At 68.9% G+C, this 23,510-nt stretch carries 25 protein-coding genes; 11 read left to right on the forward strand and 14 right to left on the reverse strand.

From position 1 onward, the window contains the following. Nucleotides 1-319 precede the first annotated feature (319 nt). Both G6045_RS20335 and G6045_RS20340 read right to left on the reverse strand, forming a co-directional pair. Nucleotides 320-1,189, reverse strand: a complete 870-nt coding sequence (locus G6045_RS20335) for a GNAT family N-acetyltransferase (RefSeq protein WP_165333447.1) — start codon at nucleotides 1,187-1,189, stop codon at nucleotides 320-322. A gap of 5 nt (nucleotides 1,190-1,194) precedes the next feature. Then, nucleotides 1,195-1,764 (reverse strand): DUF2269 domain-containing protein, encoded by a 570-nt coding sequence (locus tag G6045_RS20340; protein ID WP_165333448.1) that lies wholly within the window; start codon nucleotides 1,762-1,764, stop codon nucleotides 1,195-1,197. Between the two features lie 75 nt (nucleotides 1,765-1,839). Here G6045_RS20340 and G6045_RS20345 point away from each other — a divergent pair, with 75 nt between their 5' ends. Beyond that, entirely contained in the window at nucleotides 1,840-2,472 is a 633-nt protein-coding gene (locus tag G6045_RS20345) for an HAD family hydrolase (RefSeq protein WP_165333449.1), read from the forward strand. A 381-nt stretch (nucleotides 2,473-2,853) separates the two neighbouring features. Beyond that, nucleotides 2,854-4,131: a globin domain-containing protein gene (locus tag G6045_RS20350; protein ID WP_165333450.1), complete on the forward strand. Its 1,278-nt coding sequence runs from the start codon at nucleotides 2,854-2,856 to the stop codon at nucleotides 4,129-4,131. Nucleotides 4,132-4,153: 22 nt separating this feature from the next. Here G6045_RS20350 and G6045_RS20355 read toward each other — a convergent pair whose 3' ends face one another. The 5 genes from G6045_RS20355 to G6045_RS20375 form a co-directional block, all read right to left on the reverse strand. After that, entirely contained in the window at nucleotides 4,154-4,636 is a 483-nt protein-coding gene (locus G6045_RS20355) for an NUDIX domain-containing protein (RefSeq protein WP_165333451.1), read from the reverse strand. A 91-nt stretch (nucleotides 4,637-4,727) separates the two neighbouring features. Next, nucleotides 4,728-5,633, reverse strand: coding sequence for a LysR family transcriptional regulator (locus G6045_RS20360; RefSeq protein ID WP_165333452.1), 906 nt, complete (start codon nucleotides 5,631-5,633; stop codon nucleotides 4,728-4,730). A gap of 236 nt (nucleotides 5,634-5,869) precedes the next feature. Continuing rightward, nucleotides 5,870-7,030, reverse strand: a complete 1,161-nt coding sequence (locus G6045_RS20365) for a cystathionine gamma-lyase (protein WP_328707838.1) — start codon at nucleotides 7,028-7,030, stop codon at nucleotides 5,870-5,872. A gap of 80 nt (nucleotides 7,031-7,110) precedes the next feature. Next, nucleotides 7,111-7,623 (reverse strand): low molecular weight protein-tyrosine-phosphatase, encoded by a 513-nt coding sequence (locus G6045_RS20370; RefSeq protein ID WP_165333453.1) that lies wholly within the window; start codon nucleotides 7,621-7,623, stop codon nucleotides 7,111-7,113. 3 nt (nucleotides 7,624-7,626) lie between these two features. Continuing rightward, nucleotides 7,627-8,004, reverse strand: coding sequence for a phage holin family protein (locus G6045_RS20375; RefSeq protein ID WP_165333454.1), 378 nt, complete (start codon nucleotides 8,002-8,004; stop codon nucleotides 7,627-7,629). Nucleotides 8,005-8,086: 82 nt separating this feature from the next. Between G6045_RS20375 and G6045_RS20380 the strand changes: the two genes are divergently transcribed. From G6045_RS20380 to G6045_RS20395, 4 genes are all read left to right on the forward strand, one after another. Further along, entirely contained in the window at nucleotides 8,087-8,404 is a 318-nt protein-coding gene (locus G6045_RS20380; RefSeq protein WP_165333455.1) for a cupin domain-containing protein, read from the forward strand. 159 nt (nucleotides 8,405-8,563) lie between these two features. Further along, on the forward strand, nucleotides 8,564-8,779 hold the full coding sequence (locus tag G6045_RS20385; RefSeq protein WP_165333456.1) for a DUF5326 family protein: 216 nt from the start codon (nucleotides 8,564-8,566) through the stop codon (nucleotides 8,777-8,779). 282 nt (nucleotides 8,780-9,061) lie between these two features. Then, nucleotides 9,062-9,775, forward strand: coding sequence for an IclR family transcriptional regulator (locus G6045_RS20390; RefSeq protein ID WP_165333475.1), 714 nt, complete (start codon nucleotides 9,062-9,064; stop codon nucleotides 9,773-9,775). 249 nt (nucleotides 9,776-10,024) lie between these two features. Continuing rightward, nucleotides 10,025-10,456 (forward strand): SsgA family sporulation/cell division regulator, encoded by a 432-nt coding sequence (locus G6045_RS20395; RefSeq protein WP_165333457.1) that lies wholly within the window; start codon nucleotides 10,025-10,027, stop codon nucleotides 10,454-10,456. Nucleotides 10,457-10,494: 38 nt separating this feature from the next. On the opposite strand, the gene G6045_RS20400 is transcribed toward G6045_RS20395, so the two are convergent. Next, entirely contained in the window at nucleotides 10,495-11,910 is a 1,416-nt protein-coding gene (locus G6045_RS20400) for a YibE/F family protein (RefSeq protein ID WP_165333458.1), read from the reverse strand. Nucleotides 11,911-12,109: 199 nt separating this feature from the next. On the opposite strand from G6045_RS20400, the gene thiC reads away from it, so the two are divergent. After that, a complete protein-coding gene (gene thiC / locus G6045_RS20405; RefSeq protein WP_165333459.1) occupies nucleotides 12,110-13,888 on the forward strand; it encodes a phosphomethylpyrimidine synthase ThiC in 1,779 nt (592 codons plus the stop codon). A gap of 33 nt (nucleotides 13,889-13,921) precedes the next feature. Here thiC and G6045_RS20410 read toward each other — a convergent pair whose 3' ends face one another. Then, nucleotides 13,922-14,335 carry a YybH family protein gene (locus G6045_RS20410; protein ID WP_165333460.1) on the reverse strand — a complete coding sequence of 138 codons (414 nt, stop codon included), beginning with the start codon at nucleotides 14,333-14,335 and terminating at the stop codon, nucleotides 13,922-13,924. On the opposite strand from G6045_RS20410, the gene G6045_RS20415 reads away from it, so the two are divergent. Next, nucleotides 14,327-14,797 (forward strand): winged helix-turn-helix transcriptional regulator, encoded by a 471-nt coding sequence (locus tag G6045_RS20415; RefSeq protein WP_206343962.1) that lies wholly within the window; start codon nucleotides 14,327-14,329, stop codon nucleotides 14,795-14,797. The two genes, G6045_RS20410 and G6045_RS20415, sit on opposite strands and share 9 nt — an antisense overlap. Here the strand turns inward: G6045_RS20415 and G6045_RS20420 are convergent. The 3 genes from G6045_RS20420 to G6045_RS20430 all read right to left on the reverse strand — a co-directional run bounded on the left by G6045_RS20420 (nucleotide 14,785) and on the right by G6045_RS20430 (nucleotide 18,338). After that, complete coding sequence (locus tag G6045_RS20420; protein WP_165333462.1) at nucleotides 14,785-15,645, reverse strand: hypothetical protein; 861 nt, start codon at nucleotides 15,643-15,645, stop codon at nucleotides 14,785-14,787. The genes G6045_RS20415 and G6045_RS20420 overlap by 13 nt on opposite strands. 182 nt (nucleotides 15,646-15,827) lie before the next feature. Then, complete coding sequence (locus G6045_RS20425) at nucleotides 15,828-16,943, reverse strand: metallophosphoesterase (RefSeq protein WP_408056348.1); 1,116 nt, start codon at nucleotides 16,941-16,943, stop codon at nucleotides 15,828-15,830. Nucleotides 16,944-17,225: 282 nt separating this feature from the next. Further along, nucleotides 17,226-18,338, reverse strand: coding sequence for a LacI family DNA-binding transcriptional regulator (locus tag G6045_RS20430; RefSeq protein WP_165333464.1), 1,113 nt, complete (start codon nucleotides 18,336-18,338; stop codon nucleotides 17,226-17,228). A gap of 381 nt (nucleotides 18,339-18,719) precedes the next feature. Here G6045_RS20430 and hisC point away from each other — a divergent pair, with 381 nt between their 5' ends. Further along, nucleotides 18,720-19,802 (forward strand): histidinol-phosphate transaminase, encoded by a 1,083-nt coding sequence (gene hisC, locus G6045_RS20435; RefSeq protein ID WP_165333465.1) that lies wholly within the window; start codon nucleotides 18,720-18,722, stop codon nucleotides 19,800-19,802. A gap of 14 nt (nucleotides 19,803-19,816) precedes the next feature. On the opposite strand, the gene G6045_RS20440 is transcribed toward hisC, so the two are convergent. Further along, complete coding sequence (locus tag G6045_RS20440) at nucleotides 19,817-20,191, reverse strand: cyclophilin-like fold protein (protein WP_165333466.1); 375 nt, start codon at nucleotides 20,189-20,191, stop codon at nucleotides 19,817-19,819. 135 nt (nucleotides 20,192-20,326) lie between these two features. Next, nucleotides 20,327-20,584: a hypothetical protein gene (locus tag G6045_RS20445; protein ID WP_165333467.1), complete on the reverse strand. Its 258-nt coding sequence runs from the start codon at nucleotides 20,582-20,584 to the stop codon at nucleotides 20,327-20,329. Nucleotides 20,585-20,904: 320 nt separating this feature from the next. Between G6045_RS20445 and G6045_RS20450 the strand changes: the two genes are divergently transcribed. Further along, nucleotides 20,905-22,410: a cytochrome ubiquinol oxidase subunit I gene (locus tag G6045_RS20450; RefSeq protein WP_165333468.1), complete on the forward strand. Its 1,506-nt coding sequence runs from the start codon at nucleotides 20,905-20,907 to the stop codon at nucleotides 22,408-22,410. Nucleotides 22,411-22,425: 15 nt separating this feature from the next. Then, nucleotides 22,426-23,430: a cytochrome d ubiquinol oxidase subunit II gene (cydB, locus tag G6045_RS20455; RefSeq protein ID WP_165333469.1), complete on the forward strand. Its 1,005-nt coding sequence runs from the start codon at nucleotides 22,426-22,428 to the stop codon at nucleotides 23,428-23,430. Nucleotides 23,431-23,510: the final 80 nt, after the last annotated feature.

Below are 23,510 nucleotides of genomic sequence, written 5' to 3' on the forward strand. Positions count from 1 at the left end.
GGGGTGTAGGGCGGAACACCCCACCGGCCGGTAGCCGCGCGACGGCGTGAGGGGACGGGGTGGGGTGCATTGTCATTCGGGCACCCCCGACGTTGGCGGCAACCCTTCGCGGGAACGGTGCCATTGCCCGAATGAGCAAGCACCCCACCCCGGCCCCGACCCACGACGAAACCGCACGCGCCGAACGCACCGGCGGTAAGAGGCGGTAAGAAGTAGACGCAGCAGAACCCGGACAGCGGGCCTCGGGAAGCGCCGTGGCGGGCCGGGGCGCGGCTCCGATGGCAGGTCCCCGGACTCAGCCCGCCGCCGAGCCCCGGGCTCAGCCCGCTGCCACCGTCAGTGGGGCGAAGCGGCGGGGCCAGTCGCCGGGGAGTTCTGGGGTGCCGTATGCCATTACCGCGTTGAAGGCCACCGGCTCGACGCCCTGGGACTTGATCCAGGTCAGAAGTTCCTCGTGGCGGACGTCGATGTCCGTGCGCAGCGGGCGGTCGGTGTGCGCCGCCAGTGAGGCGACGAGGGACTTCGCCGTCTCCGTGTCGCGGGCGATCAGCGGGCCGATGACGTGGGTCTGCATATTGGGCCAGGCGGCCGCGTAGCCCAGGAGTTCGCCGGCGGACGACTCCGCCACCCGCAGCTGGTCGGCGAAGGCCGGCAGGCGCGTGAGCACATGGGTGCGGTCCGGGCCGAAGACCTCGGCGTCCAGGCGGAGCAGCGCCGGGAGGTCCTCCGCCGTGGCCGCGCGCGTGGGGACGGCCGGCGCCGGGCCAAAGGCGCGGAAGTGGCCGCGCACCATCTCGGCCCGGCCGATTGTCTTGAAACCGAGCTCCTCGTACAGCGGTTGACCGTTCGGCGTCGCGTGCAGCGTGATCGGAGAGCCCTCCAGGAGCGCCAGCACCTCCTTCATCAGCCGCCGTCCCACACCCTGACGGGCGTGCCGCTGGGCCACCAACACCATGCCGATCGCGGCCAGTTCGGGCTGATCCGACGTGCCGTACGACGTGACCGTGCAGGCGGCCACCAGGCCACCCGCAGGGTCGTCGATGCCGTAGCCCTGTCCGGCGGAGAGAAGCAGGCCCCACTTGTGTTCTTCACGCGGCCATCCACGGTCCTCGGAGAGGTCCGCACAGAGAGGCATATCGCGGGGGGTGAGGCGGCGTACGGGCAGGTCAGCAAGGGAAGGTGTCGGCACGCAGGTCAGGCTGGCTGACGGACGGCCTTCGCGTCCAGTGCTTTCCGGGAGCCGGGGCCGTGCTTTCGGCCACGCTCCGCCGAGCCGGCGCGCTGCCTGCGGCCGCGCTTCGTCAGACCCCAGGGCTTGAGCACCGAGATCACGGTCATGAAGAGATACGCGGAGAGGGAGACGATCGGGCCCATGATCAGGTCCGTGGGGTCGGGAAGCGCTCCGCCCGCGGCGACGACCTGGGCGTTGTGGGTCACTCCGGGGCGCAGCGCGAAGGTGGAGGCCGCGGTCGTGGCCAGGGTCAGCCAGAACTTGGTGTAGACCCAGCGGTGCCGCGCAAGACCCCAAGGGGTGCCGAGCGAGAGCAGGACTCCGCTGAGCAGCGTGAGCAGCGCCAGCGGAAGCACCAGCCAGTCCGCGAAGATCTTCATCGAGCGGACCGCGGCCTCGGTGGTGGCCGCGGAATCGGTGGTGATCGCCGCGGTGGCCAGGGCGAGCAGCCCGAGCGTGAGCCCGAGCCAGCCGGCAGCGGCGGCGACATGGACGACGAGGGTGGCCCGGCGAGCGGGGCGGCTTAGTTTCACGTGAAACACAGTGCCGCCGAGGACGGCCCCGGGTCGTCTGACAGCGGGAGTAACCGCGCGTACTAGCGTCGGCGTATGTCACGCCTTCACCTCTTCGACTTGGACGGGACCCTGCTCCACGGCAGCGCGGCCCCCGTGGAGATCTCCCGGCAGCTCGGCTTGGGTGCCGAGATCGCCGAGATCGAACGGACCTTCGTCGCCGGGCGGCTCAGCCCGGTGGAGTACGCGGTCCGTGTGCGCGAACTCTGGGCGCAGCTGACCGTCGCCGATGTGACGGCCGCCTTCGAGGGGGCGCCTTGGCTGACGGGTATCGAGGAGGCCTGGGCCACGATCAGGGCGCGCGGGGAGTACGTGGCGGTGGTGTCGCTGTCGCCCTCGTTCTTCGTGGAGCGCCTGCTCGGCTGGGGAGCACATGCGGCGCACGGCTCGGTCTTTCCCCATGTGCCGTTCGCCTCACCTATCGATCCCGCCGGCATTCTCGATGCTGGAGGAAAAGTGAAGATCGCGGACGCGCTCTGTGAATCATTCGGGCTGGCCAGAACCGACTGCGTCGCGTACGGCGACTCACGCTCGGATGCCGAACTGTTCGCCGCGGTGCCTGTCTCGGTGGCCGTGAATGCGGATCATCACGTGGCTCAACTGGCCACTCACGCCTATACGGGCCGTGATCTGCGTGAGGCTTGCGAAATCGTGAAGCCGGTTCGGTAAGTGAAATTACCGGCGAGTAGTAGCTGAATTTCGCGAACAGGGGAAGGGGCTTGTGCGGGGGAGCGCGGCCGGTATGGTCGACTCCGGTTCGTGCCGGGGCCCTTGTGGTTCCCGGCACGCAGGTCATGCAGCCTAACGTCATGGAGGGATCGGTTACCCGGACTTCCCGCTATTTGTCCGATGTCCACGCAATGCATGCCACGCTGCCGTGGCGGGACTGCGGCCTATATCACTTTCTCCGGTGCGTCGGTAATGACGGTATGTCCGGAGGTGAATGCGGCGGCCGCATTGCTGCAGAGCGACGTGTGACACAGCACATGTGATGCAGAGCGGGGAATATCGCGCAACTTCCGACAGGGAAGTGCACAGACCGACCGAAAGATGTTCGAGGCGAGGCACAACATGGACGCTCCGACCACCACGTCGGCCGATAACGGGATTTCAGGTGAGGACGGCGGCTGGTTCACCCCGCACAAGCCGGTCAGCCCGTCGAACCCTGAGCCCGAGACCGCCGAGCCCAGAGCGCCCCGGCCCGCTCCCTCGCCGGACGCCCAGCTCATCCAGCGCACCATGGCCGAGATCGGCCCCGTCGCCGACAAGGTCACCTCGTACTTCTACGCGCTGCTCTTCGTGCGCCACCCCCATCTGCGCAGCATGTTCCCCGCGTCGATGGACACCCAGCGCGACCGGCTGCTCAAGGCGCTGCTCACCGCCGCCGAGCACATCGACAACAAGCAGGTCCTGGTCACGTATCTCCAGCACCTCGGCCGCGGCCACCGCAAGTACGGCACGCATGCCGAGCACTACCCGGCCGTGGGCGAGGCTCTGCTCGGCGCCCTGAGCCACTACGCGACCGACAGCTGGAACGCGGAGACCGAGGCCGCCTGGGTCCGCGCGTACACCACCATCTCGCAGGTGATGATCGACGCCGCGGCCGAGGACGAGCGGAAGTCGCCGCCCTGGTGGTACGCCGAGGTGGTCTCGCACGATCAACGCACCCCCGACATAGCGGTGGTGACGGTCCGGCCCGACCAGCCGTACCCCTTCCTCGCCGGGCAGTACACCAGCCTCGAGACCCCCTGGTGGCCGCGCATATGGCGGCACTACTCCTTCGCCTCCGCGCCGCGGACCGACGGACTGCTCTCCTTCCATGTGAAGGCCGTCCCGGCCGGCTGGGTCTCCAACGCCCTGGTGCACCGCGCCCGGCCCGGGGACACCCTGCGTCTGGGGCCGCCCGCCGGCACCATGACGGTCGACCACACCACCGAGAACGGGATGCTCTGTCTCGGCGGCGGCACCGGCATCGCGCCCATCAAGGCGCTGATCGAGGATGTCGCAGAGCACGGCGAGCGCCGGCCCGTCGAGGTCTTCTACGGCGCCCGCAGCGATCACGACCTCTATGACATCGACACCATGCTCCGGCTGCAGCAGTCCCACCCGTGGCTGGCCGTGCGCCCCGTCGTGGACCGCCTGGACCGCCACCACGTCCAACTGCCGGACGCCGTACGCGACTACGGGCCGTGGAACGAGTACGACGCCTATCTGTCCGGACCGCCCGGCATGATCCGCAACGGCATCGACGCGCTGCTCGGCGCGGGGATACCGTCCGAGCGCATACGGCATGACGAGTTCGAGGAACTGGTCGCCGCGGCGCACTGACCTCCCGTGATGTGCGGAGTGCTCAGCCCAGGTCGGGTGCGTGCATCGCCCGTACGCCCTCGATGTTGCCGTCGAGATAGTGCCGCAGCGACAGCGGTACGAGATGGACCGAGGCGATCCCGACGCGGGTGAACGGGATCTTGACGATCTCGTACTCGCCGATGCCCTCCTCCATCTCCGGGCCGTGCCGCAGCGAGGGGTCCATGGACTCGAGGTGGCAGACGAAGAAGTGCTGCACCTTCACGCCGGTGGCCCCACCGTCGGCCCCGATGTGTTCGACGGTGTCCACGAAGCAGGGCACGACATCGGTGATCTTGGCGCCCAGTTCCTCGTACACCTCGCGGTGCAGGGCGTCGACCACGGTCGCGTCCCCGGGCTCGACTCCCCCGCCGGGTGTGACCCAGTAGGGATCGATGCCGGGCTTGGTGCGCTTGATCAGGATCAGGTCGTCGCCGTCGAGCAGGACGGCTCGTGCGGTGCGCTTGACCACGGGTCGGACGGTCATGGAGGGAATGTGGCCCGTCATGTTCCACGTGAAACACGGTGGAAGTTCTGAAGCGTCCCGAGTCGGGGCTCGACGCCGGTCCGACCGGCGCTCAGCACCAGTCGGTTGCCGCCCCCAGAAGCCACTCGTGCGCCCGCGCGATATGCGGCATGGCGAGGGTGCCGGTGCGGACGACCAGGAAGTACGTGCGCAGCGGAGGCACCTGCGGTTCGAGGAGCGCCACCACGTCGCCGCGTTCCAGGGCGCCTTGGCACAGATAGCGCGGCAGCACCGCGAACCCGGCGCCCGCGGTGGCGCAGGCGAGCACGGCCCGCAGATCGGGGACGACCACGGTGCCCGCGGCGGCGGGCCGGGTGTCGAAGACGGCCGCCCAGTAGCGCGCGACCAGCGGCAGTGATTCATGCACCTCGACGACCGGCAGGCCCTCCAGGGCCAGCGCGCCATGGCGGCGTATCGCGCCGGCACCGAGCTTCTGCTGCCAGGAAGGCGCCGCGACCAGGACATGCTCCTCGTCGCAGAGCGCGGTGGCGGTCAGCAGCCCGCCGCGTGGCCGGGCCGCGGAGATGGCGAGATCGTGATGACCGGCGGCCAGACCCTCCAAGGTCTCCTCGGCCGTGCCGAAGGAGGCCCGCAGAGTGAAGCCCTGACCGTCCTCGCCGGTCAGGGCGGTGAGCGCGGGCAGGGCGCGCTCGGCGGTGAACTCGGGCGGTCCGGCCAGATGGAGCGTGCGTACGGAGGACTCCTCGGCGATCCCGCTCTCGGCTATCTCGACCAGCGCGTCCAGATGGGGCGCGGCCTTGTGCGCGAGCTCGTCGCCGATCGACGTGGGGGTCACGCCCCGTGCTTGCCGTAAGAACAGCGGGCGGCCCAACTGCCGCTCCAGGGTGCGGATCTGCGAGGTGACCGCCGGCTGCGAGAGCCCGAGGAGTGCGGCGGCGCGGGTGAAGGAACCGGCCCGGTGCACCGTGACGAACGTCCGCAGCAGGGCCAGATCCATGCGTCCCCTCCCCCTCACGGCCGGGCGGACCGCTCTCGCGCGGCGCCCGGACCCGCCCAACTATAAATAAGTCGATAGGTCGCTGTCGCTACCGTGATTGGACACTGACACAGAGTCAACTAGCCTTTGTGGGGCGGTTCTTCGCGCGCAGAACCGGGACGGTCCGAGCCACGAGGGGGGAGGCTCGGGCCGTTCGTTGTACGTAGCCGCGGTACTGCGTGGCAGCGGCCGGCGTACTAGGCGGACGACACTTCCAGCGCGCGCAGCACATCCCTCACCAGGTCTTGCGGGTCCTCCGCGCCCACCGAGAAGCGGATGAAGCCCTCCGCAACGGCATCACCGCCCCACCGTCCACGGCGCTCGGCGGTGGACCGTACGCCCCCGAAACTGGTGGCCTCGTCGACCAGCCGGAGCGCCGCAAGAAAGCGTTCGGCCCGTGCCCGCGAGTCGAGCGTGAAGGACACGACGCTGCCGAAGCGCCGCATCTGCCGGACCGCGATCGCATACGAGGGGTCGCCGGGCAGCCCCGGATAGCGCAGCCCCGACACCTCGGCCCGGGCGCTCAACGCCTCGGCCAGAGCGAGGGCGTTCGCGCACTGCCGCGCGTGCCGCAGCTCGAGCGTGGCCAGGGAGCGGTGGGCGAGCCAGGCCTCCATCGGCCCGGGAATCGCCCCGACGATCTTCCGCCACCGCCGTACCGGCTCGAGCAGTGCCGCATCGCGCGAGGTCACATAGCCGAGCAGCAGATCGCCGTGCCCGGTGAGGCCCTTGGTCGCGGCGGCCACGGAGAAGTCCGCGCCGAGGTCGAGCGGGCGCTGGCCGAGCGGAGTGGCCAGGGTGTTGTCGACGGCGACCCGCACACCTTGCGCGTGCGCCGCCTCGGCCAGGGCGCGGATGTCGCATACGTCGAGCCCGGGGTTCGACGGGGTCTCCAGCCAGAGCAGCCGGGCGCCGTCGAGCAGCGCACGCTGAGCGTCACCGCAGCCGCCGGTCGGGGCGGTGCGGACCTCGATGCCGTACGCGGTGAGCTGGTCCCGTACGAGAGGAAGTGCCTGATAGCCGTCCGACGGCAGCACCACGGCGTCGCCGGCGCGCAGCTGCGAGAACAGGACGGCACTGACCGCGGCCATCCCGGAGCCGAAGACCAGCGCCTGCGCCCCGGGATCCGCGGGGGATTCGAGCTCGGCTGTCGCCCGCTCGAGCAGGCTCCAGGTGGGGTTCTCGTCGCGGCCGTAGGTGTACGGGCCGGTCGGGTCGCCGGCCAGGTGGTAGTGCGAGGTGAAGACCGGCCCGGGAAACGGCGGTTGAAACTGAACGGGCTCGGGGAGACCGGCGCGCAGCGCCCGTGTGCTCTCCCCGAGCCCGCCCTTCGGCTCACGTATGCCGTCAGGATTCACGTCACCTATGCCCTCAGGGCCCACGTCTCCTGAGCCCTCAGGACCCACGTCCCCTATGCCCTCAGGACCCACACTCCTGCTCACGCGGCCCCCTTCTCGCCGAGCGCGCCCTGCACAGCCGAGAGCAACCCCGGGCAGGCCGCCTCGACCAGCTCCAGGCAGGCGTCGAAGCCGTCCCGCCCGCCGTAGTACGGATCGGGGACGTCCAAGTCGCCCTCCGCGCCCGGGTCGTACGCGCGCAGCAGCCGTACCTTGGCGGCGTCCGCCGGGGTCGGGGCGAGGCGGCGTAGTTCGCGCAGATGGCCCTCGTCCAGGGCGATCACCAGGTCGAGGCGCGCGAACCAGCCGGCCCGGAACTGCCGGGCGGCGTGCTCGCTGCCGTAACCGTTCTCCTCGAGGACCGCGACCGTACGCGGATCCGCGCCGTCCCCTTCGTGCCAGCCGCCCGTGCCCGCGCTGTCCACCTCGACCAGAGAGTCGAGGCCGGCCTCCGTCACGTACGCGCGGAAGACCTGCTCGGCCATCGGCGAGCGGCAGATGTTGCCGGTGCAGACGAAGCAGACGCGGAAGGTGCCCTCCGGATACGTCGCCATCCTTCAGTCCTTGTCCGGCAGGACCATGTGCATCGCCCAGGACACGATGCTGATGATCAGGCCGCCGACGACGGCCGTCCAGAAGCCCTCGACATGGAAGCTGAGATTCAGCTTGTCGGCGAGCCACGAGGTGAGCAGCAGCATCAGTGCGTTGACCACGAGGGTGATCAGGCCGAGCGTCAGGATGAACAGCGGGAGCGTCAGCAGCTTGACGATCGGCTTGACCAGGAAGTTGACCAGGCCGAAGACCAGCGCGACCAGGATCAGCGTGAGCACCTTGCGGGGCGTGCTGTTGCCGGGGAGCGTGATGTCGTCGATCAGCCAGATGGCCACAGCGAGGGCGGCCGAGTTGGCGATCGTCTTGACTACGAAATTCTTCATGTGTCTGATCGTGGCAGACGTGATCGCGGCCGGGCACCGGCGTGCGGCACCAGGTGTACGGCGGGCAGGGGAGCAGACAGGTATGAAGGCGTTCCGACTGGATGAGCTCGATGCGGAACGGGCCGCCAATGACGGGGCCTACCTGCAGTTTCTGCGCGAGCGGAACATGTCCGTCGGGCTGTACGCCCTGGACGCCGGGCAGGCCGATCCGCAGCAGCCGCATCAGCAGGACGAGGTGTACCTCGTGGTGAGCGGCCGGGCCTCGCTCACCGTGGGCATGGAGACGACGACCGTGGCGCGCGGGAGCGTGGTCTATGTGCCCGCCGGAGTGCCGCACAAGTTCCATCACATCAGCGAGGATCTGCGGGTTCTCGTGGTCTTCTCGCCGCCCGAAGGCTGAGGCCGGACCAGGCCCGCCCCTAGGGGGTGCTTCAGGGAAGGACAAGGGCTGCGAGGGCCCCGCCGGGCACCCCCGTCCGCCTAGCATCGAGGCAGGAGCTCACAGGGAGGTCCCAGGAATCCGGGCCGGAGATCGGCCGGGGCAGAAAGGCAGGACGCCATGAAGGAGATACTCGCGGGGATGCCGTGGTGGGTGAAGTGGATCGCGATCCCGGTGATCGCCCTCGTGGTGTTCGGCAGCGTCCTGTGGACGCTCGTCAGCTTCGTCGTCGGCCTGCTCTTCAAGGTCCTGGTCTTCGCCGCCCTGGTCGGTGGACTCATCTATCTCGTACGGAAGTTCAAGGACTCGAGCGCGTCTTCGCGTAGCGAGTGGTGACGTTCACGGAGGGGTGAACCGGCTTCCGGTTCCCTCGCCCGGGGGAAGTTTCCGGCCATGGCCTGCACATCAGGTCCGCTGCCGTTAAAGTCCGGAAACCTACGCGGGGCGACAGGCCCTGGCCCCGCGCGATCGGACCGCCCACCCCCGCACCCCACAGGCGGGGGATCCCTCGCGCCTGGGGAGTGCACCGTGGCCTCGGCAGAATCCGTCACCGCCCCGACCCACGCCGCCTCGACCGCCTCGCCCGCGCCGACCCTGATCGGGTCCGTACAGCGGGCGATGCGCCTGCTCGAGGCGGTCGCGGCGCATGCCGGCGGCGCCCCGGCGAAGCAACTGGCCCGCGAGGCCGGACTGCCCCTGCCCACCGCGTACCACCTTCTTCGCACCTTGGCCCACGAGGGCTATCTGCGCCGCGAGAAGGGCGTCTTCGTCTTCGGCGACGCGGCCGAGCGCCTTGCCAGCAACGGGGCGAAGGAGAAACGTCGCGCCATGATCGGTGAGGTCATGGAGCACTGGCGCGATGTGATCGGTGTGCCGGTCTATTTCGCGGTCTACCGCGACGGCGAGGTCGAGATCGAGGCCGTCGCCGACAGCCCGGGCAACAGAGCCGTCGAGGAGTGGGCCGCCTTCCGGCAGACCGCGCACGCCCATGCGATCGGCCAGTGTCTGCTCTCCCAGCTGGACGAGGAGGCACGGCGCGACCATCTCGCGCGCCATCCCGTCCAGCCGGTCACCCCGTACTCCGTGCGCGACGAGCGCACCCTGCTGCGCCGGCTCGCCGCGCTGCCCCGGATGCAGCCGGTGGTCGAGCGGCAGGAGTACGCGCTCGGCCAGGTCTGCGCCGCCATCCCGATCACGGCCGGTTCGACCGCCGCCACCATCGCGATCTCCCTTCCCGCGCACCAGGCGGGCCGGCTGCTGCCCGCGGCACGGCAGTTGCAGGCGGAGGTGGGGCGCAAGCTGGGGTCGCTGGCGTTCTCGATCAGCCTGTGAGGCTCCGGGTCCGGCCCACGATGCCCGCACGGTTTACGGAACCACCGCCCGTGTCACCCTCCGAAGTGCCCTGGCGAGTGCTTGTACGGGTGCGGCGCGTGGCGTATCAGTATCTGAAAACTCACTCCTTGTGATCCGATGAGTACGTTCAGCAAACTGCCAGGAGCATCAGGAAGATGATTCCTGGACGTGAAACTTGGTACACGGTTCCGGGCCCAACTCAAGACGCGGCAGACGACGGGGTAGGCGATGCGCGAGTCCGTACACGCAGAGGTCATGATGAGCTTTCTCGTCTCCGAGGAGCTCTCTTTTCGCATCCCGGTGGAGCTCCGGTACGAGACGCGTGACCCCTATGCCGTGCGCCTGACTTTCCATCTGCCCGGAGACGCCCCGGTGACCTGGGCGTTCAGCCGCGAGCTGCTGGTCGACGGAGTCAACGGGCCCTGCGGCGAGGGCGATGTGCACATCGCACCGCACGGCAGCGACCCGCTGAGCGACGCGCTGATCCGGCTCCAAGTGGGGACCGATCAGGCCCTGTTCAAGGTCTCCATCGCGCCGCTGATCGCCTTCCTCGACCGTACGGACCGGCTCGTCCCGCTCGGCCAGGAGCGCGCGCTCGCCGACTTCGACACGCATCTCGACGAGGCGCTGGGGCGGATCCTGGCGGACAGCACGGGCTGAGGTCCCTTTCGTACGGGATCGGAGCCCGTCGTACGCGCCTACTTCTTGCGCCGCCGCCCACTGCCCCCGCCCAGCTTGACCGCCTTCATCCGGCCCGTGGAGGTCAGGGACCCCGGATCGGTTGCCGCCACGCCCGGCACGCCCGCCACGCCCGGCCCCTTGTCCTTCGCCACCACCAGCGCCGCCAGCGCCGTCGTCACGGGTACGGACGCCACCAGGCCGATCGAGCCGACGAGGGTCCGTACGATCTCCTCCGCCACCAGCTCGCTGTTGGCCACCGTCCCCACGCTGGACTGGGCGATCGAGAAGAGCAGCAGCAGGGGCAGCGCGGCGCCCGCGTACGCCAGGACCAGGGTGTTGACCACCGACGCGATGTGATCGCGGCCGATCCGGATGCCCGCGCGGTACAACTGCCGCGCGGTCATGGACGGATCGGCCTGGTGCAGCTCCCAGACGGCGGAGGTCTGCGTGACCGTCACGTCGTCGAGCACACCGAGCGAACCGATGATGACGCCCGCGAGCAGCAGACCGCTCATGTCGATCTCGGGGTAGAGACCGTGGATCAGACCGGTGTTGTCGTCGGTGTTGCCGGTCAGCGAGGCCCAGCCGATGAACAGCGAGCCGAGCAGCCCGATCAGAAGCAGCGAGATCAGCGTGCCGAGCACCGCCACCGACGTACGGGCGGTGAGTCCATGGCACATGTACAGCGCGAGCAGCATGATCGCGCTGGCCCCGACCACCGCCACCACCAGCGGATTCGAGCCCTGCAGAATCGCCGGCAGGATGAAGAGCGTCAGGACCGCGAAGCTCACGGCGAGCGCGACGAGCGCCATCACCCCGCGCATCCGGCCCACCACGACCACCGCCACCGCGAAGATCGCGGCGAGCAGCCACATCGGGGTGCCGCGGTTCACATCCGTCACCGAGTACTGGAGTTCCTCGGGTGCGTCGGGGGCGTAGGCGACCACCACCTCCTGCCCCTCCTCCAACTGCCGTGGCGCGTCCGGCTGGACGATCTCGGTGAACTTGCGGCCCTTGTCGGGACCGGCCGTCACCTCGACCGTCGCCTTCTTGCACTCCCCGGTCGCCTGCTGCTGCGCCGAGTTGCCCTCGGCCGTGGAGGTGTCGCCGGTCGGCGGGACCTGGGAGGCGTTCACGTCCTTGCAGTCGACCTGCTGCACCTCGGTGACCTTCGCCGCGTACGTCTGCCGGTCGAAGCCGACGCCGGTGCGCTTGTGCTCGGGGGTACCGCCGGGCCACAGGATCGCGAGCCCGACGAGGACCGCCGTGGCGAACGGGATCAGGACGGCCGCGATCACCTTGCGCAGATGCTTGGAGACCGGCGCGGCCGGGCCGTGGCTATGGCTGTGCCCATGACCGTGGCCGCCCGGTGGTTCCTGCGGGGGACGCGGGGGCTGAGGCGGCTGCTGAGGTGGCTGAGGCGTGGTGGTCACCGACCGATCATCGCAAGAACGACAGGGGCCCTCTGTTCAGCGTGGCCGACATGACGCTAGCGTGGGGGCACCTTTGCACACGCGGGAGCTCGGAGCACCGGGCTGAGAGGGCGCTGATCTCCGTACGAGACGTACGGACATGGCTGCGTCGACCGCCGAACCTGTTACCGGGTAATGCCGGCGTAGGGAGATCGGTCTCATGACCACACAGGACGTACGCACGCCTGCCTCCGTTGAAGACGACGAGGCCGGGAAGTCCATCGGCTGGCACAAGGCATACGTCCAGGGCTCGCGCCCTGACATGCAGGTGCCGGTGCGCCAGGTGCACCTCACCAACGGCAAGTCGGTCACGCTGTACGACACTTCGGGCCCGTATACGGATCCGAACGCCGACACCGACGTACGGCGCGGCCTCGCGCCGCTGCGGGAGAACTGGATCATCGCCCGCGGCGACACCGAGGAGTACGCGGGCCGGCCGGTCCGCCCCGAGGACGACGGCATCAAGCACACCTCGCCGCGCGGCGGCAATCTGCGCAACCTCGACGCGGTGTTCCCGGGCCGGCCGCGGCTGCCCCGCCGGGGCCGTGGCGGCGAGGCCGTCACACAGCTCGCGTATGCCCGGCGCGGGGAGATCACGCCGGAGATGGAGTACGTGGCGATCCGCGAGAACGTCGCGCCCGAGGTCGTACGGGACGAGATCGCCGCGGGCCGTGCCGTGCTTCCGGCGAACATCAACCACCCGGAGATCGAGCCGATGATCATCGGCAAGCGGTTCCTGGTGAAGGTGAACGCCAATATCGGCAACTCGGCCGTCACTTCCTCCATCGAGGAGGAGGTCGACAAGATGACCTGGGCCACCAAGTGGGGCGCCGACACGGTCATGGACCTCTCGACCGGCCGCAACATCCACACCACCCGCGAGTGGGTGCTGCGCAACTCCCCGGTCCCGATCGGCACGGTGCCGCTCTACCAGGCGCTCGAGAAGGTCGACGGCCGCGCCGAGGAGCTCACCTGGGAGGTCTACAAGGACACGGTCATCGAGCAGGCCGAGCAGGGCGTGGACTACATGACGGTGCACGCCGGCGTGCGCCTGCCGTACGTCCCGCTGACGGCGAACCGCAAGACGGGCATCGTCTCGCGCGGTGGCTCGATCATGGCGGCGTGGTGCCTCGCGCACCACAAGGAGTCCTTCCTGTACGAGCGCTTCGAGGAGCTCTGCGAGATCCTCGCCGCGTACGACGTCACGTACTCCCTCGGTGACGGCCTGCGGCCCGGCTCGATCGCGGACGCCAACGACCGGGCGCAGTTCGCGGAGTTGGAGACCCTGGGCGAGCTGAACAAGATCGCCAAGGCGCACAACGTCCAGACGATGATCGAGGGTCCGGGCCATGTCCCGATGCACAAGATCAAGGAGAACATCGACCTCCAGCAGGAGATCTGCGAGGAGGCCCCGTTCTACACGCTGGGCCCGCTGACCACGGACATCGCGCCGGCGTACGACCACATCACCTCGGGCATCGGCGCCGCGATGATCGGCTGGTGGGGCACGGCGATGCTCTGCTACGTCACGCCCAAGGAGCACCTGGGCCTGCCCAACCGTGACGACGTGAAGACCGGCGTGATCACGTACAAGATCGCGGCGCACGCGGCGGACCTGGCCAAGGGGCACCCGGGCGCCCAGGACTGGGACGACGCGCTCTCGGACGCGCGCTTCGAGTTCCGCTGGGAGGACCAGTTCAACCTGGCCCTCGACCCGGACACGGCCCGCGAGTTCCACGACGAGACGCTGCCGGCGGAGCCCGCGAAGACGGCGCACTTCTGCTCGATGTGCGGGCCGAAGTTCTGCTCGATGAAGATCTCGCACGACATCCGGCGCGAGCACGGGAGTTCGCAGGCGGAGGTCGAGGCGGGGATGGCGGAGAAGTCCAAGGAGTTCGCCGCCGCCGGCAACCGGGTTTATCTGCCGATCGCCGACTGAGTTCCGAGGTTCGGCCGATGCGGGACGGTCCGTCTACTCGGGCCGGCCCGCATCGTGTGCGGTTCCGAAGGGGTTGTCGATGGCGTAGCGCCAGTAGCCGTCCGGGCCCCGGCGGGCCACGTCGGTGGCGGTGCCCTCGATGTGGACGGGGCTGCCGTGGGCGCCGACTCCGTCGATCACGAAGTCGACGATCAGCAGCGCCAGATCGCCGGCCACGTAGGTGTGGCGCGGTGTCACACGGATGGGCACGCGCAGCCCGAGGAAGGCCGCGTTCGCCCGTATCCGCTCCGCCCCGGTGGCCTCGCGGCCCGGGGCGGGCACGAAGACCGCGCCGGGTTCGTAGAGCTGGTCCAGGGCCACCGGATCGAAGGTGTTGAAGGCCCGGGCGAAGGCGTACGGATGCTCGGCGGCGGTGGTCGACAGCGGCACACTGGGACGATGCGTCATACGGCGAGTGAACAGTCCGGCGAAGTGGGTCACCAAACGGAAATCCACGCCTGGGACCCGGAGTTGGTGCCCGGCGAGGCCGGCCGGACCCGGCGCCCCGAGCCGGACTGCCCGGTGGAGGCCGCGCTGGCCGCCGTCTCGGGCCGCTGGACCACGCTGGTGCTGCGGGAGCTGATGAGCGGTCCCCGTGGCTTCACGGAGCTGCGGACGCGGTTGCCCGAGCTCTCCGCGAAGGTCCTCAGCGAGCGGCTGCGGACCCTGCAGGAGAGCGGACTGGTCTCGGTCGAGCGACGGCGCGGCTTTCCCGTCCGTACGCGCTATGAGCTCACGGAGGCGGGTCTGGCCCTGCGCCCGCTCCTGGTCACGCTGTACGCGACCGGGGAACGGCTGTTGCGGCTGCGGGGCGGGACCAGGCCGGAGGCGGAGCTGGCCGACTCATCGCCCACGCCTCAGTCCGGCTGATGCTCCGGCCCCCCGAAGTCCGGGCTGGAGAAGTCCGGGCTCGAGTAGCTGGGCTTGGGGCCCGCAGGAGGGCCGCCGTCCGGGCTGCTGAAGCCGGGGCGGTGGTAGCCGAGTTGGGGCATCCGGCTGGACGGCGGGCTCGCGGTGGGGTGCCTGACGGCGCCGGGGTCGGCCAGTGCCTCGCGGAGGAAGGGGAGCACGCCCCGCTCCAGGAGCGCGTCCCGCCAGGCTTCCCTGGCGCGGGAGACCTCCTCGGTCAGTTCACCGCTTCCGGCGGCGGTCAGCGAGTTGGAACCGTTGCGCAGCGCGGTCATCAGGAGTCCGACCGCCGCGATCAGGATGCCCGCCGCGGTGAGGGCCCCGAAGAACCAGCCGGCCGTCAACAGGGTGTCGGCGAAGGCGGGTTCAGGGGTGAGCATCTGCAGGATGTAGCCGATGAGCAGGAAGATCGCGGCCGCCGTGCCGGCCAGGACCGGAGCCAGGACCGCGACCACGGCGACCAGACCCGCGCCCTCCGCGACCTCGCCCATGCTCGTGGCCAGGCCCATCGGCCCCGATGAGGACGCGGACGGCTCGGACGGGCCGGATTCGGAGACCGTGGTCTCGGTGCGTGCGGGTTCGCGCAGCTCCTCGCGGACCTTGACGTAGTGGTCGTACTCGGCCGCGGCGGCGGCGGTGATGAGCGCGGTCGCGTTGAGCGCCATCGTGCGCAGTTGTTCCGGGTTCAGACGGTCGCCCACGGCGGCCAGATCAGGGCGGTGCGGCGCGGAGCGCAGCGCTTCATCGAGGATCCGCTCATAGTCCTGGCGGTCCTCGTTCAGCAGGTGCGGAGCGCTGTTCATGTGCATCCCCCGATGCTCCGTAGGGCCGTGACTCCCGCTCGATCTCGGGCAGTGGGGCGGAAACGGAGGAGAGCCTGCTACGGATAAGCCGATGGTAGAGCGGCTCAGGCACGCGGTGACAGGGGGTTTCCGGAAATTGGCCCGGGGGCCGACCAGGGAGTGGTCCTGTGCGCCTGCCCCGGAATCGCTCAGCTATCCAAGGGCAGTCGGCGGACAAGGAGCTTTCCGGCCATGGTCACTCCGCCGTCCATCGCGACGGCAAGACCGTCCGCGTACACATGCGGGCCTTCGACCTGCGGTCCGCCACCGTCCGCGCCGTCCTCCGAGCCCACCTCGCCGAGCAGATACGGGATCGGGCTGTGGCCATGGACGACCCTGCTGCCGCCGAACGCCCCGAGCAACTCCCGTACGGCCTCGGGTCCCGACTGATCGCGGAACGCGAAGCGCTTGGTGAACTTGCGGAAGAGATCCCAGCACTCGTCCGCGTCATTGCGCGTGAGGGCCTCTCGGATCGTGTCATTGACCGAGGTGATCGAGTCGCCGTAGTCGAGATACGCCGTGGTGTCCGAGTGCATCAGCAGATGGTCGTCCTCCAACTCGATCGCGTCGAGCCGGGACATCCACTGCAGATGGACGTCCTGCAGGCGGTCCATATCGGACTTCTGGCCGCCGTTGAGCAGCCAGGCCGCCTGGAAGGTGGCGGTGCCCGCACCGGAGTTGACCGGGGTGTCGCCGAAGCGCTTGGCGCCGATGAGCAGCAGCTCGTGGTTGCCCATGAGCGCCTTGCAGTAGCCGCCGGCCGCCGCGGCCTGCGCGGAGAGCCGCATCACCAGGTCGATGACGCCGATGCCGTCGGGCCCGCGGTCGGTGAAGTCGCCGAGGAACCACAGGCGCGCATGGCCCGCGCACCAGTCGCCGTCGGCGTCGACGAGGCCCTGTTCGCGCAGCGCGGCGAGCAGTTCGTCGAGGTAGCCGTGCACATCGCCGACCACGTACAGCGGACCGAGCTCGTCGCCGGACGGCTCGGGCGCCGGCGCCTGGTCCGGCACCGGGACCTGCAGGGTGTCCCCGCGGTTGATCACCGGAAGGTCGCGCTGGGTCGGCGTATAGCCCTCGGGCTCGCCGGTGTCGCCGAAGCGGTCGGCGGCGTCACCGAAGTGCTCGGCGGCGTCACCGAAGCGCTCGGGCGCCTCGCCGAAGCCGGCGGTCTGCTGCACATACGCGGGTACGCGGAAGTCGCGGACCGTGTCCGTACGCACCACGGGTCCCTGACCGGCCCCCTGAGTCATCGACCCCTCCACCACCGTCGCGCCGCATTCCGCCACCGGATCGGACGGCCTGGTCGCGGCTGCCCGTGGTGTCGTGCGCCCATCATAGGAATGCGCCTGGCGCTCTGTGATGCACCAGGGGTGGTGAATCGTGGCAGGACTCGGGGGCGAAGGGGATTTCTCCCGAATTGCGAGCACCTTGCGGCCGCTTCGGATGGCCCGTCGACTGTTTCGGGACACCGCGGCCACCGTTTCGGGACGTCCCGTCCACCGTTTCGGAGCGACCGCCGGGCGACGTGCGGCGCCCGGCGGCCCCGCTCACTGCTCGGGTGTACGTGGCGGACTCACCGTCGTACGGGGGCGGCGGCGCTGCGAGGAGGTGCGGACGATCAGTTCGGTCGGTATCACCTGCTCGAGCGGAGCCGCCGAATCGACCCCCTCGATGGCATCGATGAGCAACTGCACCACGGCCGTGCCGATACGGCGCGGTTTGAGCGAGAGCGTGGTGATGGGCGGCTCGGTGGTGGCGTACACCGCGGACTCGCTGCAGCAGACGAGCAGCAGATCGTCGGGGACGCGCAGTCCGTAGCGCCGGGCGGCGGCGAGCAGATCGGTCCCGTTGGGGTCGAAGAGCCCGTACACCGCGTCGGGCCGGTCGGGCCGCGCGAGCAGCCGGTCGGCTGCGACGGCGCCCGCGCACGGGTCGTGCGCCGGGTAGGCCTCGTACACCGGGTCCTGGCCCACGCGCTTGCACCAGCGCAGATACGCGGTGGTGGAGAGATGGGTGTACGTGTCCGTGGTGGTGCCGGTGAGCAGGCCGATCCGGCGGGCGCCGGCCGCGGCGAGATGCTCGAGGATCTCCATCACGGCGGCCTCGTGGTCGTTGTCGACCCAGGCGGTCACCGGGAGCGAGCCCGCCGGGCGGCCGTCGGAGACCACGGGTAAGCCCTGGCGGACCAGTTCGCTCACGACGGGGTCCTGGTCCGAGGGGTCGATCACGACGGTGCCGTCGAGCGCGACGTTGGACCACACGTCATGGCGCGAGGTCGCGGGCAGGATGACCAGCGCATAGCCGCGGGCGAGCGCGGCGGAGGTGGCGGCTCTTGCCATCTCCGCGAAGTACGCGAACTCGGTGAAGGTGAAAGGTTCATCCCCGTAGGTCGTCACGGTCAGGCCGATGAGGCCCGACTTTCCGGTACGGAGCGTGCGGGCCGCTGCGGACGGGCGGTAGCCCAACCGGTCGGCGACCTCGCGGACATGGCGGCGGGTGGCGTCGGGGAGCCGGCCCTTGCCGTTGAGCGCGTCGGAGACGGTCGTGATGGAGACACCGGCAGCGGCGGCCACGTCCCGGATGCCCGCCCGACCCTGCCGGCTGCCGCCTCCGCGGGGGGTGCCCGCTCGGCTCACCTGGTGCTTCCCTGCTGCTGTCATGGCGAGCCGATAGTAGGGCTCATGGGGGTGGTCGACGGGGGCGCATATTCACCCGTTGACAGGCACGTTTCTGCAAGGTCCACTACCCTCAATTCCCATTGATACCAAGGTAGTTAAGGGCTTACTGCTCCATCGCCAGGCCGTGTGGGTACATGCGCCTGGCAAGTGGCACATGTTTCGAACTGGTCTCAACTCACCTTCACGGGTGATGCGCGCCACGGCGCGAGCCACCGGCGCGCGGCATCGCGCAGGGCGCTCCCCCCTCTGTTCCGCGCCGCACTTCTCCGTAGCTCTCTCGTTGTCCACAGGCCATTCGCAGGCGGACGGAATCCTCATAGAGTGAGCAGTATTCGCACTTGAGTCGTACGAGGAGGACCTGCGGTGAGCGAGAACAGCGGCCCGAAGCTGCGCGCCGAGCTGGACGGCATCCCGACGTACAAGCCGGGCAAGCCTGCCGCGGCCGGCGGTCCGGTGGCGTACAAGCTGTCCTCCAACGAGAACCCGTATCCCCCGCTCCCCGGTGTGATGGAGCAGGTGACGGCGGCCGCGGGCAGCTTCAACCGCTACCCGGACATGGCGTGCACGGGCCTGATGAACGAGCTGTCGGACCGCTTCGGCGTCCCGCTCACGCATCTCGCGACCGGCACGGGCTCGGTCGGTGTCGCCCAGTCCCTGATCCAGGCGACGAGCGGTCCGGGCGACGAGGTGATGTACGCGTGGCGCTCCTTCGAGGCGTACCCGATCATCACGCAGATCAGCGGTGCGACCTCGGTGAAGGTGCCGCTGACCGCGGGGGAGGTGCACGACCTCGACGCCATGGCGGCCGCGATCACCGACCGCACCCGTCTGATCTTCGTCTGCAACCCCAACAACCCGACGGGCACGGTGGTGCGCCGGGCCGAGCTGGAGCGCTTCCTCGACCGGGTGCCGAGCGATGTGCTCGTGGTGCTCGACGAGGCGTACCGCGAGTTCATCCGCGACACCGAGGTGCCGGACGGCATCGAGATCTACCGGGACCGGCCCAACGTCTGTGTCCTTCGCACTTTCTCCAAGGCGTACGGTCTCGCGGGTCTGCGCGTCGGTTTCGCGGTGGCGCATGAGCCGGTCGCGGCCGCGCTGCGCAAGACGGCGGTCCCCTTCGGCGTGAGCCAGCTCGCGCAGGACGCCGCGGTGGCCTCGCTGCGGGCCGAGGACAAACTGCTCGGCCGCGTCGGCTCGTTGGTCACCGAGCGCACCCGGGTCCTGGAGACGCTCAGGGGCCAGGGCTGGACCGTCCCCGAGACGCAGGCCAACTTCGTCTGGCTGCGGCTCGGGGAGCGCACGGTCGACTTCGCGGCTGCGTGCGAGAAGGCCGGTGTCGTGGTGCGTCCGTTCCCCGGTGAGGGTGTGCGGGTCACGATCGGCGAGGACGAGGCCAATGACCTCTTCCTCGGGGCCGCGGAGGCCTTCCGCAAGGAGCTGTGACTCCGGCGGTCCGGCTAGTCGGTGACCAGTTCCACGCGGATCGGGTCACCGTTGCGGACGGTGGCGAGGCGACGGGGGTCGCCGTCGAGCGCACCCAGCAGATTGCAGGGGCTCGCGAGGCGGCACTCCTCGCCGCGTGAGATCGGCGTCGGGCCGTACGGCAGCGCGAGTGCGTCGCCGTCGGTCCAGAACGCGACCGTGCCGGGGTCGACGACCTGCTCGGCGCCGGCCTCGCGCTCCACGCTGACACCGGTGTCGAAGTACACCTCCTCGCCCCATGTGTTCGCCGAGGCGGTGATCGGGAGCGCCTCGGCCAGCGCACGGCTGGTCGGGGTGTCCTCGAGCGTCGCGGTCAGATGGTCTGCGGGCCAGGAGATGCGTATCTGCATGCCGCGGATTCAACAAGATGTTGAAGTTCTTGGGAAGAGCCGTCTCGCCAAGGGGACGGCTCTTCCCGCAGAGCGGGGCCCCTCGATGCAACCGAGAGGCCCCACCACGCCGTCGGGACGGACGGCGATCAGCCGCTAGTTGACGCGCATGGCCGGTATGGAATCGGTGCCCGCGGAGCGCTCGACGGTCTGGCTGTACTTGTTGGACGGGTCCGCCGGCTTGATCTTCTGAGCCTTCGTGGCGTCCGTCCCGGCCGGGCGCTCGACCGTGCCGACCTGCGTGTCACTCCCCTTGACGTCATGGCCGGTGGCTGCCTGGGCCGCGCCCGCCGTGGCGAGCGAGCCGAGAAGAACGGCTGAGGCGGCGAGGGCGATGCGCTGTGCGTGCTTCATGATGCGTCCCTTTCGTAGAGGTTCGGTTGTTTCGAACCTTGTGCGCATAACGCTAGGAGTGGCGGCATTTGAGTCATGTTTGATCGGCCGGTTCCGCGCATGAGAAGTCGATGAGGCCGCCATGTCACAACTCGGGCCCCGTGCACGTCATAAGGGAGGGGGCCAAGAAGGGGACCCCCTCGAAGTTGCCGACAACCGGTACGACATAATGCTTGTGAATGTGAACGCGTTCACAAGCGTGTCCTGATTGGTCCCGTGATGGCCGGGATCAAGCGGGCAAACTGCCGCTGTGACCACGGCGACGTAAGGAGACTGACGACGTGGACTTGGCTCTGGCGCCGGAGACCCTGGCGCGATGGCAGTTCGGCATTACCACCGTCTACCACTTCCTTTTCGTCCCCATCACGATCTCGCTCGCGGCTCTCGTGGCCGGCCTGCAGACCGCGTGGGTTCGGACAGAGAAGGAGAAGTACCTCAGGGCGACCAAGTTCTGGGGAAAGCTGTTCTTGATCAATATCGCGATGGGTGTCGTGACCGGCATCCTGCAGGAGTTCCAGTTCGGCATGAACTGGTCCGACTACTCGCGCTTCGTGGGTGACATCTTCGGCGCACCCCTCGCGTTCGAGGCGCTGATCGCCTTCTTCTTCGAGTCGACCTTCATCGGTCTGTGGATCTTCGGCTGGGACAAACTGCCCAAGAAGATCCACCTGGCCTGCATGTGGATGGTCTCGATCGGCACCATCCTCTCCGCGTACTTCATCCTGGCGGCCAACTCCTGGATGCAGCACCCGGTCGGTTACAAGATCAATGAGGAGAAGGGACGGGCCGAACTCACCGACTTCTGGCACGTCCTGACCCAGAACACCGCCATTGCGCAGATGTTCCACACCATGACCGGTGCGTTCATGGTCGGCGGTGCGTTCATGGCCGGCATCGCCGCGTACCACCTGATGCGCAAGAAGCACATCGAGACCATGAAGACCTCGCTGCGGCTCGGTCTGGTCACGCTCGCCATCAGCGGGGTGCTCTCCGCGGTCAGCGGCGACCATCTCGCGAAGATCATGTTCGAGCAGCAGCCGATGAAGATGGCCGCGGCCGAGGCACTGTGGGACGGCGAGGAGGGCGCGCCGTTCTCGATCTTCGCGTACGGCGATGTCGACGAGGGCCACAACAAGGTCGCCATAGAGATTCCGGGCCTCCTTTCCTTCCTCGCGGACAACGACTTCAACTCGTACGTCCCCGGCATCAACGACCTCCAGAAGGAGATGCAGGAGAAGTACGGACCCGGTGACTACCGGCCGAACATCCCGGTCGCCTACTGGGGCTTCCGCTGGATGATCGGGTTCGGGATGGCCTCGCTCGGCATCGGACTGCTCGGGCTGTGGCTGACGCGGAAGAAGTTCATGCTGCCGCAGGCGCTGCGGGTCGGTGAGGACGAAGTGCCGCATCTGGTGGTCTGGAAGAAGCCGCTGAGCGCCAAGTGGGGCAAGTGGTACTGGCTGCTCCTGCTGTGGACCATGCTCTTCCCGCTGATCGCCAACTCCTGGGGCTGGATCTTCACCGAGATGGGCCGCCAGCCGTGGGTGGTGTTCGGCGTCATGAAGACCTCGGCCGCCGTCTCCCCCAACGTCTCGCAGGGCGAGGTCATCACCTCGATGAGCATCTACACGCTGCTCTACGCGGCGCTCGCCGTGATCGAGGTCAAGCTGATCGCCAAGTACGCCAAGGCCGGACCGCCGGAGCTCACGGAGGACGACCTCAACCCGCCGACGAAGATCGGCGGGGACTCCAATGGCTCCGACCGGCCGATGGCCTTCTCGTACTGAGGGAGGAAGAGGGATATGGAACTCCACGACGTCTGGTTCGTGCTGATCGCCGTTCTGTGGATCGGCTACTTCTTCCTCGAGGGCTTCGACTTCGGGGTCGGCATCCTCACCAAGCTGCTCGCCCGCGACCGCACCGAACGCCGGGTCCTGATCAACACGATCGGCCCGGTCTGGGACGGCAACGAGGTCTGGCTGCTCACGGCCGGCGGTGCCACCTTCGCCGCGTTCCCCGAGTGGTACGCGACGCTGTTCTCCGGCTTCTATCTGCCGCTGCTGTTCATTCTGATCTGCCTGATCATCCGCGGTGTCGCCTTCGAGTACCGGCACAAGCGGCCCGAGGACAAGTGGCAGACCAACTGGGAGCACGCGATCTTCTGGACCTCGCTGGTTCCGGCGCTTCTGTGGGGTGTGGCCTTCGCCAACATCGTGCGGGGCGTGAAGATCGACAAGGACTTCGAGTACGTCGGCAACTTCTGGGATCTGCTCAACCCGTACGCGATCCTCGGCGGGCTTGTCACGCTCACGCTCTTCACCTTCCACGGTGCGGTGTTCGTGGCGCTCAAGACCGAGGGCGATATCCGGGTACGGGCACGGAAGTTGGCGCTCACGCTCGGGCTCGTCACGGCCGTGCTCGCGCTCGCCTTCCTGATCTGGACCCAGATCGACAAGGGAGACGGCAAGTCCCTGGTCGCGATGATCGTGGCGGTGCTCGCCCTGGTCGGTGCGCTCGGGGCCATCAAGGTGGGGCGCGAGGGCTGGTCGTTCGCGCTGTCCGGGATCACCATCGCGGCCGCGGTGGCGATGCTGTTCCTGACGCTCTTCCCGAACGTCATGCCCTCCTCGCTGAACGAGGAGTGGAACCTCACGGTCACCAACGCCTCGTCCAGCCCGTACACCCTGAAGATCATGACCTGGTGCGCGGCGATCGCCACTCCGATCGTGCTGCTCTACCAGTCCTGGACGTACTGGGTGTTCCGCAAGCGGATCGGTACGCGGCACATCGCGGCCGACACGCACTGAGCGCGCTCTGAGCGTGTGATGTCCAGGGGTGCGCCAACAACTGCTCTGATACGGGCTGTTGGCGCACCCCTTTCTCGTAC

This window comes from Streptomyces mesophilus (assembly GCF_011044995.1).
Taxonomy (GTDB): Bacteria; Actinomycetota; Actinomycetes; order Streptomycetales; family Streptomycetaceae; genus Streptomyces; species Streptomyces mesophilus.

Excerpts from the sequence above, each read along its gene's own strand:
- G6045_RS20360 (WP_165333452.1), bottom strand. The coding sequence starts at position 5,633 with ATGGATCTGGCCCTGCTGCGGACGTTCGTCACGGTGCACCGGGCCGGT.
- thiC (WP_165333459.1), top strand. The coding sequence starts at position 12,110 with ATGACCACACAGGACGTACGCACGCCTGCCTCCGTTGAAGACGACGAG.
- G6045_RS20355 (WP_165333451.1), bottom strand. The coding sequence starts at position 4,636 with ATGACCGTCCGACCCGTGGTCAAGCGCACCGCACGAGCCGTCCTGCTC.
- G6045_RS20445 (WP_165333467.1), bottom strand. The coding sequence starts at position 20,584 with ATGAAGCACGCACAGCGCATCGCCCTCGCCGCCTCAGCCGTTCTTCTC.
- G6045_RS20415 (WP_206343962.1), top strand. The coding sequence starts at position 14,327 with ATGCGTCATACGGCGAGTGAACAGTCCGGCGAAGTGGGTCACCAAACG.
- G6045_RS20375 (WP_165333454.1), bottom strand. The coding sequence starts at position 8,004 with ATGAAGAATTTCGTAGTCAAGACGATCGCCAACTCGGCCGCCCTCGCT.
- cydB (WP_165333469.1), top strand. The coding sequence starts at position 22,426 with ATGGAACTCCACGACGTCTGGTTCGTGCTGATCGCCGTTCTGTGGATC.
- G6045_RS20380 (WP_165333455.1), top strand. The coding sequence starts at position 8,087 with ATGAAGGCGTTCCGACTGGATGAGCTCGATGCGGAACGGGCCGCCAAT.
- G6045_RS20350 (WP_165333450.1), top strand. The coding sequence starts at position 2,854 with ATGTTCGAGGCGAGGCACAACATGGACGCTCCGACCACCACGTCGGCC.
- G6045_RS20440 (WP_165333466.1), bottom strand. The coding sequence starts at position 20,191 with ATGCAGATACGCATCTCCTGGCCCGCAGACCATCTGACCGCGACGCTC.
- G6045_RS20420 (WP_165333462.1), bottom strand. The coding sequence starts at position 15,645 with ATGCACATGAACAGCGCTCCGCACCTGCTGAACGAGGACCGCCAGGAC.
- G6045_RS20395 (WP_165333457.1), top strand. The coding sequence starts at position 10,025 with ATGCGCGAGTCCGTACACGCAGAGGTCATGATGAGCTTTCTCGTCTCC.
- G6045_RS20385 (WP_165333456.1), top strand. The coding sequence starts at position 8,564 with ATGAAGGAGATACTCGCGGGGATGCCGTGGTGGGTGAAGTGGATCGCG.
- G6045_RS20345 (WP_165333449.1), top strand. The coding sequence starts at position 1,840 with ATGTCACGCCTTCACCTCTTCGACTTGGACGGGACCCTGCTCCACGGC.
- G6045_RS20410 (WP_165333460.1), bottom strand. The coding sequence starts at position 14,335 with ATGACGCATCGTCCCAGTGTGCCGCTGTCGACCACCGCCGCCGAGCAT.
- G6045_RS20390 (WP_165333475.1), top strand. The coding sequence starts at position 9,062 with ATGCGCCTGCTCGAGGCGGTCGCGGCGCATGCCGGCGGCGCCCCGGCG.
- G6045_RS20370 (WP_165333453.1), bottom strand. The coding sequence starts at position 7,623 with ATGGCGACGTATCCGGAGGGCACCTTCCGCGTCTGCTTCGTCTGCACC.
- G6045_RS20430 (WP_165333464.1), bottom strand. The coding sequence starts at position 18,338 with ATGACAGCAGCAGGGAAGCACCAGGTGAGCCGAGCGGGCACCCCCCGC.